The sequence below is a fragment of the Pseudomonas shirazensis genome (assembly GCF_050496565.1).
GTDB classification, from domain to species: domain Bacteria; phylum Pseudomonadota; class Gammaproteobacteria; order Pseudomonadales; family Pseudomonadaceae; genus Aquipseudomonas; species Aquipseudomonas shirazensis_A.
In genome coordinates this window covers 153982-165543 of record NZ_JBNWAE010000013.1, presented here as the reverse complement: position 1 = coordinate 165543, position 11562 = coordinate 153982, and the positions used below count along the sequence as shown (strand labels likewise).

At 63.8% G+C, this 11562-nt stretch carries 12 protein-coding genes; 5 read left to right on the top strand and 7 right to left on the bottom strand.

Translation table 11 applies throughout. The features are described 5' to 3' along the window. Positions 1-553, bottom strand: a 553-nt coding sequence (locus ACQZ2L_RS19050; protein ID WP_430327375.1) for a lysophospholipid acyltransferase family protein, incomplete at its 3' end; no start/stop codon positions are given. Further along, positions 553-1308 carry an L-ornithine N(alpha)-acyltransferase gene (gene olsB, locus ACQZ2L_RS19045; RefSeq protein ID WP_430327374.1) on the bottom strand — a complete coding sequence of 252 codons (756 nt, stop codon included), beginning with the start codon at positions 1306-1308 and terminating at the stop codon, positions 553-555. The genes ACQZ2L_RS19050 and olsB, both read right to left, overlap by 1 nt. A gap of 211 nt (positions 1309-1519) precedes the next feature. Between olsB and ACQZ2L_RS19040 the strand changes: the two genes are divergently transcribed. The 5 genes from ACQZ2L_RS19040 (at position 1520) to ACQZ2L_RS19020 (ending at position 6437) form a co-directional block, all read left to right on the top strand. Next, entirely contained in the window at positions 1520-2101 is a 582-nt protein-coding gene (locus tag ACQZ2L_RS19040; RefSeq protein WP_430327373.1) for a YceI family protein, read from the top strand. Position 2102: 1 nt separating this feature from the next. Then, the gene (locus tag ACQZ2L_RS19035; RefSeq protein WP_430327372.1) at positions 2103-3260 is read left to right on the top strand and encodes a phospholipase D-like domain-containing protein; all 1158 of its coding nucleotides are present in this window, start codon (positions 2103-2105) and stop codon (positions 3258-3260) included. An 80-nt stretch (positions 3261-3340) separates the two neighbouring features. Further along, complete coding sequence (locus ACQZ2L_RS19030; protein ID WP_150572068.1) at positions 3341-3919, top strand: DJ-1/PfpI family protein; 579 nt, start codon at positions 3341-3343, stop codon at positions 3917-3919. Between the two features lie 151 nt (positions 3920-4070). After that, on the top strand, positions 4071-5012 hold the full coding sequence (locus ACQZ2L_RS19025) for an AEC family transporter (protein WP_314878061.1): 942 nt from the start codon (positions 4071-4073) through the stop codon (positions 5010-5012). A gap of 63 nt (positions 5013-5075) precedes the next feature. Next, complete coding sequence (locus tag ACQZ2L_RS19020; RefSeq protein WP_430327371.1) at positions 5076-6437, top strand: amino acid permease; 1362 nt, start codon at positions 5076-5078, stop codon at positions 6435-6437. A gap of 42 nt (positions 6438-6479) precedes the next feature. Here the strand turns inward: ACQZ2L_RS19020 and ACQZ2L_RS19015 are convergent, their stop codons facing one another. The 5 genes from ACQZ2L_RS19015 to gatC form a co-directional block, all read right to left on the bottom strand. Further along, the gene (locus ACQZ2L_RS19015) at positions 6480-7523 is read right to left on the bottom strand and encodes a calcium/sodium antiporter (protein WP_430327383.1); all 1044 of its coding nucleotides are present in this window, start codon (positions 7521-7523) and stop codon (positions 6480-6482) included. A gap of 60 nt (positions 7524-7583) precedes the next feature. Beyond that, a complete protein-coding gene (locus ACQZ2L_RS19010; protein WP_101316814.1) occupies positions 7584-7955 on the bottom strand; it encodes a septal ring lytic transglycosylase RlpA family protein in 372 nt (123 codons plus the stop codon). Positions 7956-8166: 211 nt separating this feature from the next. Continuing rightward, positions 8167-9612 carry an Asp-tRNA(Asn)/Glu-tRNA(Gln) amidotransferase subunit GatB gene (gene gatB / locus ACQZ2L_RS19005; protein WP_103436164.1) on the bottom strand — a complete coding sequence of 482 codons (1446 nt, stop codon included), beginning with the start codon at positions 9610-9612 and terminating at the stop codon, positions 8167-8169. A gap of 11 nt (positions 9613-9623) precedes the next feature. Further along, on the bottom strand, positions 9624-11075 hold the full coding sequence (gatA, locus tag ACQZ2L_RS19000) for an Asp-tRNA(Asn)/Glu-tRNA(Gln) amidotransferase subunit GatA (protein ID WP_430327370.1): 1452 nt from the start codon (positions 11073-11075) through the stop codon (positions 9624-9626). Positions 11076-11090: 15 nt separating this feature from the next. Beyond that, on the bottom strand, positions 11091-11378 hold the full coding sequence (gene gatC / locus ACQZ2L_RS18995) for an Asp-tRNA(Asn)/Glu-tRNA(Gln) amidotransferase subunit GatC (protein ID WP_101316820.1): 288 nt from the start codon (positions 11376-11378) through the stop codon (positions 11091-11093). Positions 11379-11562 lie beyond the last annotated feature (184 nt).

The following is an 11562-nucleotide window of genomic DNA, read 5'->3' as shown; positions in this document are numbered from 1 at the left end:
GGGGGGGGGGTGGGGGGGGGGGGGGGGGGCGCGGGCGGCCCCCCCCCCCCCCCCCGGCCAGCAGGCGGCCGTGGAAGGTGCGCAGGCCGCGGCCATCGGTGGTGGTGCCTTCCGGGAAGATCAACAGCGGCAGGGCATCGCCCAGTTGCTGGCTGATCTGCTCACGCAGGCCTTGGGCGTCACCGCCACCGCGGCGGATGAACAGCGTCCCGGCCTGCTCGGCAAGCCAGCCGGCCAGTGGCCAGTTGCGGACTTCGGCCTTGGACAGAAACGAAAGTGGCGTGAGCATGCCAAGCAGCGGAATGTCGGTCCATGACACGTGATTGCCGACCCACAGCATCGGCCGCTGCGGCAGCTCGCCGAGCACCTCGACCTGAAACGGCAGCGCGGCGACCAGGCGCTGCATGTACCAGCGGCTCCAGCGCTGGCGCAGAGCCAGTGACACCGGCATACGCAGGCGCTGGCCCAGCGCGGTGACACTGGCCATGGCCATGCCGATTAGCAGTACCCACAGCAAACGCGCCAGGCGGGCGGCGACCCGCAGCTGCAGCATCACACGGCTGCCTTGAAGTGGCGGGCGTAGCGCGGGCAGAGGTCGTCGCGTTTGAGCAGGATGAATACGTCGGCGACCTGAAAATCTTCGTCCCAGCACGGTTCGCCACAGATCTTCGCGCCCAGGCGCATGTAGGCCTTGAGCAGCGGCGGCATTTCGGCGATCACGTTGTTCGGCAGGGCCAGCGTCGGCAGTGGTTTTTTCGGTTCGGCGCGCAGGTTTTCGGTGCACAGGTAGCGCTCACGCAGGCGCTGCATGATGGCGTGGGCCTGCACGCCGCCATCCTGCATGGGGATGCTCGCGCAGCCCATCAGGTAGCTGTAGCTGCCTTCGTTGAGCACCTCGGCCAGCTCGCCCCAGAGCACGGCGATGGTGCCGCCGTTGCGATAGGCCGGGTCGACGCAGGTGCGGCCCAGTTCGAGGATCGGCCCCTGCAATTGCAGCAGGCCGTGCAGGCTGAATTCTTCTTCGCTGTAGAACCGCCCGAGGCTGCTGGCGGCCTGGTGGTCGAGCAAGCGGGTGGTGGCAACCAGGCGACCCGTGCTCAGGTCACGCACGCCGATGTGGCGGCAGTGGATATCGAAATCGTCCATGTCCAGGCCCTGTTCGGCGCCCTTGAGCTTGGCTTTGAGTTCACCGCTGAACACCTTGAAACGCAGGGCCTGGGCCTCCTGCAGGGCCGCGGCGCCTAGCAGGCGTTCGGCTTGCAGACGGCGTTCAGTGCGGGTGTCGCCTGAGCGAGCGATCCGGGTCATTGCGAGTCTCCATTGGCACAACCATGTGCAGGGCTGCCGGTCGGCTTTGTTGTGCAAGGTCAGCCTAGGTAGGGGGGGTGTCACCTCGGTGAATCTTTGGTGATGCTTGCGTGACAGCCATCGCCGGCCGTACCTGAGGGCCGCGAGACTGCTGCTTGCTGCACCGAAGGCGGGCGGGTAATGTTCACGGCTTTGTTTCACGGAATTTCCCATGCCCATGCTTGCTCGATTGCTTCCCGCCCTGTTCCTGGCGTTGTGCCTGCCCGCTCATGCCAACTGGCACCTGGACGGTGAGTCTTCGCGCTTGTCGTTCGTCACCGGCAAAAACGGCGAAACCACCGAAGTTCACCGTTTTCTGGTGCTGCACGGTAGCGTCGACCGCAAAGGTGCAGCCGGCCTGCGGATCGAGATGGATTCGGTCAGCAGTGGTATCCCGCTGCGTGACGAGCGCATGCGCGATGGCCTGTTCGAGGTCGAGCAGTTCCCCGAAGCGAAGGTCAAGGCGCAGATCGACCTGCGCCCGATCGACAACCTGGCCAACGGCGCGCAGATCGAATTGCGCCTGCCGCTCACCGTCACCCTGCACGGCCACTCGCACAGCTACAACGCGCTGCTGATGGCGACCCGGCTAGACGAACGGCGCTTTCAGGTAGTGACACTGGAACCGTTGATCCTGCGCGCCGCTGACTACGGCCTGTTGCCCGGGCTCGAGAGCCTGCGCAAGTTCGCCAAGCTGAAGTCCATCAACCCCTCGGTACCGGTCAATGCGGTGCTGATCTTCAACGCCCGCTGATATGCCGGGGCCGGTCTTTCCCTGGCGCGAAGGCAACCAGTTCGAGCTGCTGATCGACGGCCCCGAGTTCTTCCCGCGGATGCTGCAGCTGATTGCCGAGGCCGAGCGCCAGGTCGATCTGGAGCTGTATCTGGTCGAGGCCGGCTCGTGTGCCGAGGCAGTGGTCACTGTGCTGGAGCAGGCCGCCCGGCGCGGCGTGCAGGTGCGCTGCCTGTTCGATGACTACGGCTCGCTGGCCTTCACTACGGCGCTGCGCCAGCGCTTGCTCGGCGCCGGTGTGCAGTTGAGCTGGTACAACCGCCTGCATTGGCGGCGCGGCGTGCGCAACCTGTACCGCGACCACCGCAAGATTCTCCTGGTCGACAGCCGCTGGGCGGTGGTCGGCGGCACGGGTGTCACCGATGAGTTCTGGCAGCCGCAGGCCGAGCGCAGCGAATGGCATGAGGTGATGGTGCAGATTCAGGGGCCTGTAGTCAGCGACTGGCAGCTGTTGTTCGATCGCCAATGGCATGCCAATGACCGCCGCACCGCCTGGCGCCCGCCAGCAGGATTCGGTCTGCCGCGCCTGCCCAAGGTGCCGGCGCAAGGGCAGGGCATGGGCCGGGTGGCCTACGCCGATGCCCGGCAGAACCGTGACATACTCCGTTCGCTGGTGCGGGCGCTGAACAGTGGTCAGCAGCGTATCTGGCTGGCAACGCCGTATTTCTTGCCAACCTGGAGCGTGCGCCGCTCGTTGCGCCGGGCCGCTTCGCGTGGCATCGACGTGCGCCTGTTGCTGACCGGGCCGCGTACCGACCACCCCTCGGTGCGCTATGCCGGGCACCGTTACTACCCGCGCTTGTTGCGCGCCGGCGTACGCATCTTTGAATACCAGCCGTGCTTCCTGCACCTGAAGATGGTCGTGGTCGATGACTGGGTCAGCGTTGGCTCGTGCAACTTCGATCACTGGAACCTGCGCTTCAACCTGGAGGCCAACATCGAAGCGCTCGACCCCAGCCTGACCGCAGCCGTCAGCGCCAGCTTCGAGCGCGACTTTGCCCTCAGCCAGGAGGTCGATCTTCATCACTGGAACGCGCGGCCGCTGTGGCGGCGGGTCAAGCAGCGCATCTGGGGCTGGATGGACCGCCTGGTGGCCAACCTGCTGGATCGGCGCAATTGAGATGAACGGCGCGTATCGGTAAGCGCCGAAGCGGTCTATCGTGCTCTGATTGATCCCAGGCTAGGCAAGGAGCAGTGGCGATGACAGGCAAGAAGATTCTCATGCTGGTGGGCGACTACGTCGAAGATTACGAAGCGATGGTGCCGTTTCAGGCGCTGAGCATGGTCGGCCACACCGTGCATGCAGTGTGCCCGGAGAAAATCGCCGGGCAGACGGTGCGTACCGCCATTCACGACTTCGAGGGCGAGCAGACCTACAGCGAAAAGCCCGGGCATAACTTTGCCCTCAACTTCGACTTCGTCCAGGCCCGCGCCGAAAGCTACGACGCCTTGCTGATCCCAGGCGGTCGCGCACCTGAGTACCTGCGCCTGAACGAGCAGGTGCTGGCGCTGGTGCGGGCGTTCGACGAGGCGCGCAAGCCGATCGCGGCGGTGTGCCATGGCGCCCAGTTGCTGGCAGCGGCAGGCGTGCTGCGTGGCCGCGAGTGCAGCGCATACCCTGCCTGCGCGCCGGAAGTGCGCCTGGCCGGGGGCACCTTCATCGACATCGCGGTAGATCAGGCCCACGTCGAGGGCAACCTGATTACCGCACCGGCATGGCCGGCGCATCCCGCCTGGCTGGCTGCATTCCTGAAAGTGCTGGGCACTCGAATTTCCTGAATTGGCCGCTGTTGTAGGGGGCAAGGCTGACAGTAAAAAGCGCCAGTTGTGTAGGAAATATCCTTTTAGCAGTGGCTATTGTCCGCAAAACCCGGCGCCTGGCGTATCATTAGCCCCCTAACGGCAACCCCAAAATCAGGACCGCTCGCGCATGCTCGCCCTTCTTATCCAGACGCTGAACATCACTGCACCGGTGTTCGCCATGCTGTTCATGGGCGTATTGCTCAAACGTTTGCACCTGATCGACGACAACTTCACCAAAGTTGCCTCGACGCTGGTGTTCAACGTGTGCATGCCTGCGCTGCTGTTCCTTGGCATCTACCATGCCGATCTGGATGCAGCGATCAAACCCGGGGTGCTGTTCTATTTCATCGCCATTACCCTGATTGGCTTCGCCTTGTCCTGGGGCCTGGCGATCTGGCGCGCGCCGCTGGCCGAGCGCGGCATATACACCCAGGGGGCTTTTCGCGGCAACAACGGCGTCATCGGCCTGGCCCTGGCGGCCAGCCTGTACGGTGATTACGGCATCTCGCTCGGCGCGGTGCTCGCTGGCCTGGTGATCCTCCTGTACAACTCGCTGTCGGCGGTGGTGCTGGCGGTGTACAGCCCGGACCTCAAGTCCGACCCCTGGAGCATCTGCAAAAGCATTTTCAGCAACCCGCTGATCATCAGCGTGCTGCTCGCCACACCCATGGCCTACGCCCAGGTGCCGCTGCCGAACTGGCTGCTGACCTCCGGCGACTATCTGGCGCAGATGACCCTGCCCCTGGCGCTGATCTGCATTGGCGGCACCTTGTCGCTGGCGGCGCTGCGCGACAGCGGCAAGCTGGCGGTGGATGTCAGCCTGGTGAAGATGGTCTGGTTGCCGCTGATCGGCACCCTCGGCGCCTGGCTGTGTGGTTTCCGCGGTGCCGAGCTGGGCATCCTGTTCCTGTACATCGGCAGCCCTACCGCTGCCGCCAGCTATGTGATGGCCCGCGCGGCCAATGCCAATCATCAATTGGCGGCGGCGATCATCGTCATCACTACCCTGATGGCAGCAATTACCACCAATATCGGCATCTTCATCTTGCAGTGGGGCGGCTGGATCTAGATCCTTGCTGCCTGAACAGAACAATAACAGCAACAACGCTGCCACCTGACCTAAGGACACTCCATGCAAGACCAGAACTCGCCCGAGCGGTTACAGCGCGGCCTGAAAAATCGTCATATCCAGCTGATCGCGCTGGGCGGGGCCATCGGCACCGGGCTGTTCCTGGGCATTGCCCAGACCATCCAGATGGCCGGCCCGTCGGTGTTGCTGGGTTATGCGATTGCCGGCCTGATGGCCTTCCTGATCATGCGCCAGCTTGGTGAGATGGTGGTGGAAGAGCCGGTTGCCGGCAGCTTCAGCCACTTCGCCCATAAATACTGGAGCGAGTTCGCCGGCTTCGTCTCGGGCTGGAACTACTGGGTGGTCTATGTGCTGGTCGGCATGGCCGAGCTGACTGCAGTCGGCATCTACGTGCAGTACTGGTGGCCGGACTTCCCGACCTGGGCCACGGCAGCGATCTTCTTTGTGGTGATCAACCTGATCAACCTCACCCAGGTCAAAGTCTACGGCGAGATGGAGTTCTGGTTCGCCCTGGTCAAGATCGTGGCGATTGTCAGCATGATTGGCTTTGGCGCCTGGTTGCTCACCAGCGGCCAGGGTGGCGCGGATGCCAGCGTTGCCAACCTGTGGCAATACGGCGGCTTCTTCCCCAATGGCGTCGGCGGGCTGATCATGGCCCTGGCGGTGATCATGTTCTCGTTCGGCGGCCTGGAGCTGGTCGGTATCACTGCCGCCGAAGCGGAAAACCCGCGGGTGAGCATTCCCAAGGCGACCAATCAGGTGGTGTACCGCATCCTGATCTTCTACATCGGTGCGCTGGCGATCCTGCTGTCGCTGTACCCGTGGCAAAAGGTGGTGCAGGGTGGCAGCCCGTTCGTGATGATCTTCCATGAACTGGACAGCAACCTGGTTGCGACCATCCTCAACGTGGTGGTGCTGACGGCGGCATTGTCGGTTTACAACAGCTGCGTCTATGCCAACAGCCGCATGTTGTTCGGCCTGGCCAGCCAGGGCGATGCACCGCGTCAGTTGCTCAAGGTCAGCCGTCGCGGTGTGCCATTGACCGCGCTGGGTGTGTCAGCTGCAGCCACCGGACTGTGCGTGGTGATCAACTACCTGATGCCAGGTGAGGCCTTTGGCCTGTTAATGGCGCTGGCGGTGTCGGCCCTAGTAATCAACTGGGCAAGCATCAGCATCACCCACTTGAAGTTCCGCAAGGCCAAGATCGCTGCCGGCGAAACGCCGTTCTACCGCAGCTGGGGTCACCCGATCACCAACTACCTGTGCCTGGCATTCATCGTGCTGATTCTGGTGGTGATGTACCTGACTCCGCCGATCCGCATTTCGGTAATGCTGATCCCGCTGTGGATTGCCGCACTGGGCGTTGCGTTCAAGCTCAAGAAGCAGCGCCAGGCCAAGCGCTGAGGTGTTTGCTGCGAGGCCTGCGCGGCTAGACGTGCGCAGACCTCAATGCTGGCGCCGCCACGCACGCACGGTGGTGTAGAGCAGGGTCAGGGCGAGCAGCGGCAGCACGTAGAACAGCATCAGCTTCTCCAGCTTGCCCGCCAACGGCATGCCAGTGGTGAAGGTGACCACATGCAGGCCGTAGGCCAGATACAGGCAAAGAAACACCAGCCCTTCGGCGCGGGTGACGCGGTAGCCGGAGTAAAATACCGGCAGGCTCAGGCACGCGACGCCGAGCATTACCGGCAAGTCAAAGGCCAGCGCATTCGGTGAGATCGACAGCGGGGCAGGGGTGACCAGCGCGGTCGCACCCAGCACTGCCAGCAAGTTGAACAGGTTGCTGCCAATCACCGTACCCACCGCCACTTCGCGCTCCCCGCGCAGCGCGGCAACCAGCGCAGCAGCAAGCTCCGGCAACGAGGTGCAGACAGCGACCACGGTCAGGCCAATGATCCGTTCCGACAGGCCCAGGTCAGTGGCGACTTCCACGGCTGCCTCCAGCAGCAGATGACCGCCAGCGCTGAGCAATACCAGGCCCAACGCGATCTGCCCCACAGCACCGCTCCAAAAGCGCAGGCGGCTGACCTCCAGGGCATTCGGTGCCGGATAAGTACGCCCGTAATGGCGGGACTGATGCCAGAGGATCAACAGATAGCCGAGCAGCCCAAGCAACAGCAGCGCACCTTCGAAGCGGCCCAGCTGGCCGTTGGCCGCGAGCAGATAGACCAAGGCGCTGGCGGCGACCATCAACGGGATGTCCAGGCGCACCAGTTGGCGCGACACGCGCAGCGGGATGATCAGCGCGGTGAGGCCGAGAATCACCAGCACATTGAAGATGTTGCTGCCGATCACGCTGCCGACAGCGACGTCAGGCGCGCCTTGATAGGCCGCTTGCAGGCTGACGGTCAATTGCGGTGCGGTACTGCCGAAGGCAACCAGGCTCAAACCGATGATCAGCGGCCGCACATGCAGGCGCGTGGCCAGGCGCAGGGCGGCGCGCACCAGCAGTTCGGCGCCGAGCACCAGCAGGACAAGGCCCACAGCCAGTTGCAGCAGGCTGAAGGTGGGTAGGGTGGCGAGGTCGAAAATGGTCGGGCTCCCGTTGGCTCAGTCGCTCAGACCTTGTACCCGCACGCGCGCGGTTCCGCTACGGATCATGCCGATTTTTTCTGCGGCCGCGCGGGACAGATCGATCAAACGGCCACGGCTGTGCGGTCCGCGGTCATTGATGCGCACCACGACACTGCGCTGGTTGGCCAGATTGGTGACCAGCACCCGGCTGCCAAAGGCGAGGCTGCGGTGGGCGGCGGTAAGGCCGTGCTGGTTGAATGGCTCGCCACTGGCGGTGCGTTTGCCATGGTGGCGCGAACCGTAATAGGACGCGGTGCCGGTCTTGTCGTAACCGCTAGGGTCGATATCGTGACTGGCGCAGCCGGCCAGCAGGGAGAAAAGCGCAAGTGCGCCAAGGGTATGCCGCATCGCTGGCGGTGCTCCTTTGAGGGGATGGGCTTCAGACAGGTATCGACTGCGCTGGGGCCGCGCTGCGGCCTTCGCGGCGGTCCGGCGTCCCGGCAAGCCCGCTCCCACAAGGATCGCGCAGAACCCTGTGGGAGCGGGCTTGCCGGGACGCCGGACCGCCGCGAAGGCCGCAGCGCGGCCCAGATGCTCAGTCGCACCTTGGCAATCGGGCCTAGCCTTCGAGCTTGGCCTTGAGCAGTTGGTTCACCTGCCCCGGGTTGGCCTTGCCTTTCGAGGCTTTCATCGCCTGGCCGACAAAGAAGCCGAACATCTTACCGCGCTTGGCTTCATCGGCGGCGCGGTACTGTTCGACCTGCTCGGCATTGGCTGCCAGCATTTCGTCGAGCATGGTCTCGATTGCACCGCTGTCGGTGACCTGCTTGAGGCCCTTGCTGTCGATGATGCTGTCAGCGTCGCCTTCGCCTGCGGCCATTGCTTCGAACACGGTCTTGGCAATCTTGCCGCTGATGGTGTTGTCCCGAATGCGCAGGAGCATGCCGCCCAGTTGCTCGGCGCTGACCGGCGCCTGGTCGATCTCGACACCGAGCTTGTTGAGCAGGCTGCCCAGCTCGACCATGACCCAGTTGGCGGCGAGCTTGGCATCGCCACCAATGCGCACCACGGCCTCGAAGTAGTCGGCCTGTTCGCGGCTGGCGGCCAGCACGTTGGCGTCGTAGGCCGACAGGCCGTACTGGCTCTGGAAGCGTTCGACCTTTTGCGGTGGCAGCTCTGGCAGGCTGGCGCGGATGCTCTCGAGCAGGCTGCTCTCGATCACCACCGGCAGCAGGTCAGGGTCGGGGAAGTAACGGTAGTCGTTGGCTTCCTCCTTGCTGCGCATGGAGCGGGTCTCGTCCTTGTTCGGGTCGTACAGGCGAGTTTCCTGGATGACCCGGCCGCCGTCTTCGATCAGCTCGATCTGGCGCTGGATTTCGCTGTTGATGGCGCGCTCGATGAAGCGGAACGAGTTGACGTTCTTGATCTCACAGCGAGTGCCGAACTCGACCTGGCCCTTCGGCCGGATCGACACGTTGCAGTCGCAGCGCAGCGAACCTTCGGCCATGTTGCCGTCGCAGATGCCCAGGTAACGCACCAGCGCGTGGATCGCCTTGACGTAGGCCACGGCTTCCTTGGCGCTGCGCATGTCCGGTTCGGAGACGATCTCCAGCAGCGGCGTGCCGGCACGGTTGAGGTCGATGCCGCTGGCGCCGTTGAAGTCTTCGTGCAGGCTTTTGCCGGCGTCTTCTTCAAGGTGCGCACGGGTGATGCCGACGCGCTTGATGGTGCCGTCTTCGAGGGCGATGTCGAGGTGGCCCTTGCCGACGATCGGCAGGTCCATCTGGCTGATCTGATAGCCCTTGGGCAGGTCAGGGTAGAAGTAGTTCTTGCGCGCGAAGACGTTGCGCGGGCCGATCTCGGCTTCGATGGCCAGGCCGAACATGCACGCCATGCGCACGGCTTCCTGGTTGAGCACCGGCAGTACGCCAGGCATGCCCAGGTCGATCAGGCTGGCCTGGGTGTTCGGCTCGGAGCCGAAGGTGGTAGCGCTGCCGGAGAAAATCTTCGACTGGGTGGCGAGCTGGGTATGAATCTCCAGCCCGATCACAACTTCCCATTGCATGTGTGAATTCCTCAGAAGCCGGTAGGGGCGCGGGTGTGCCAGTCGGTGACTTGCTGGTAACGGTGCGCGACGTTGAGCAGGCGGCCTTCCTGGAAGTACGGCGCCAGCAGTTGCACGCCGACGGGCAGGCCGTCAACGAAACCAGCCGGCATCGACAGGCCAGGCAGGCCGGCCAGGTTGGCGGTAATCGTGTAGACGTCTTCGAGGTAGGCGGCGACCGGGTCGTTGCTCTTGGCGCCAAGCTTCCAGGCCGGGTTGGGCGTGGTTGGGCCGAGAATCAGGTCGACGTCTTCGAAGGCTGCCATGAAGTCGTTCTTGATCAGGCGGCGGATCTTCTGCGCCTGCAGGTAGTAGGCGTCGTAGTAACCAGCCGACAGCGCGTAGGCGCCAACCATGATCCGGCGCTGTACTTCAACGCCGAAACCTTCACCGCGCGAGCGCTTGTAGAGGTCGGTCAGATCCTTCGGATCTTCGCAGCGATAGCCAAAGCGCACGCCATCAAAGCGCGACAGGTTGGACGAGGCTTCGGCCGGCGCGATCACGTAGTACGCCGGGATGGCGTGCTGCATGTTCGGCAGGCTGATCTGCTTGACCACCGCGCCGAGCTGCTCCAGCTCCTTGACGCTGGCATGCACCAGGTCGGCGATGCGCGAATCGAGGCCGGCACCGAAGTATTCCTTGGGCAAGCCAATGCGCAGGCCTTGCAGCGGCGCGTTGAGGTTGGCGCTGTAATCAGGCACTGGCTCGTCGATGCAGGTCGAGTCCTTGGCGTCGAAGCCGGCCATGCCTTGTAGGAGCAGGGCGCAGTCTTCGGCAGTGCGGGCCATCGGGCCGCCCTGATCGAGGCTCGATGCATAGGCGATCATGCCCCAGCGCGAAACGCGACCGTAGGTCGGCTTCAGGCCAGTCAGGTTGGTCAGCGCCGCCGGCTGGCGGATCGAGCCGCCGGTATCGGTGCCGGTTGCCACCGGCAGCAGGCGTGCCGCCACGGCTGCCGCCGAACCACCGGACGAACCGCCCGGCACGTGCTCGAGGTTCCACGGGTTCTTCACCGGGCCGTAGTGGCTGGATTCGTTGGCCGAACCCATGGCAAATTCGTCCATGTTGGTCTTGCCCAGGGTGACCATGCCGGCCTCGGCCAGCTTGCTGACCACGGTGGCGTCATACGGCGCGGTGAAGTTGTCGAGCATCTTCGAGCCGCAGCTTGTGCGCACGCCCTGGGTGCAGAACAGATCCTTGTGGGCGATCGGCGCACCCAGCAGGGGGCCGGTCTCGCCAGCGGCGCGACGGGCGTCGGCAGCGCGTGCCTGGTCCAGCGCGCGTTCTTCGGTGACGCTGATGAAGCTGTTCAGTTGCGGGTCGAGTTGCTTGATCCGGCCCAGCAGGCTCTGGGTCAGCTCTTCGGATGAAAACGACTTGTCGGCGAGTCCGCGGGCGATCTCGGCCAGGGTCAATTGATGCATGGCAGGTGCTTTCCCTTACTCGATGACTTTTGGAACCAGGTACAGACCGTTCTCGGTCGACGGGGCGATGGCTTGATAGGCGTCGCGCTGGTTGCTTTCGGTAACCTGGTCAGGGCGCAGACGTTGGCTGGCCTCCAGGGGGTGGGCGAGCGGTTCGATACCGCTGGTGTCGACTGCTTGCATCTGGTCGACCAACCCGAGGATGCTGTTCAAGGCATCGGTGATGCGCGGCAGTTCGCCTTCATTCAGCCCCAGTCGGGCCAGATGAGCGATCTTTTCCACGTCGGAGCGTTGCAGCGCCATGGGGAATCTCCAGAAAAACCAAACGGAATTAGTTCCGCGATGAGGAACATGCCGGCATTTTGGCGGTCATACAGCCGCGATCATCTGCAGGCTTGCTCGGAAAAACTGCCAATTTAACATATTGGCTCCTTGCCCAAAATCCCTGCCATTGTTAGAGTTTGCCGCACTTTTTTACCCACGCTTT

Bases quoted from the DNA above. Each gene is read 5' to 3' on its own strand.
- olsB (WP_430327374.1), bottom strand. From the start codon at position 1,308: ATGACCCGGATCGCTCGCTCAGGCGACACCCGCACTGAACGCCGTCTG.
- ACQZ2L_RS19040 (WP_430327373.1), top strand. From the start codon at position 1,520: ATGCCCATGCTTGCTCGATTGCTTCCCGCCCTGTTCCTGGCGTTGTGC.
- ACQZ2L_RS19035 (WP_430327372.1), top strand. From the start codon at position 2,103: ATGCCGGGGCCGGTCTTTCCCTGGCGCGAAGGCAACCAGTTCGAGCTG.
- ACQZ2L_RS19030 (WP_150572068.1), top strand. From the start codon at position 3,341: ATGACAGGCAAGAAGATTCTCATGCTGGTGGGCGACTACGTCGAAGAT.
- ACQZ2L_RS19025 (WP_314878061.1), top strand. From the start codon at position 4,071: ATGCTCGCCCTTCTTATCCAGACGCTGAACATCACTGCACCGGTGTTC.
- ACQZ2L_RS19020 (WP_430327371.1), top strand. From the start codon at position 5,076: ATGCAAGACCAGAACTCGCCCGAGCGGTTACAGCGCGGCCTGAAAAAT.
- ACQZ2L_RS19010 (WP_101316814.1), bottom strand. From the start codon at position 7,955: ATGCGGCATACCCTTGGCGCACTTGCGCTTTTCTCCCTGCTGGCCGGC.
- gatB (WP_103436164.1), bottom strand. From the start codon at position 9,612: ATGCAATGGGAAGTTGTGATCGGGCTGGAGATTCATACCCAGCTCGCC.
- gatA (WP_430327370.1), bottom strand. From the start codon at position 11,075: ATGCATCAATTGACCCTGGCCGAGATCGCCCGCGGACTCGCCGACAAG.
- gatC (WP_101316820.1), bottom strand. From the start codon at position 11,378: ATGGCGCTGCAACGCTCCGACGTGGAAAAGATCGCTCATCTGGCCCGA.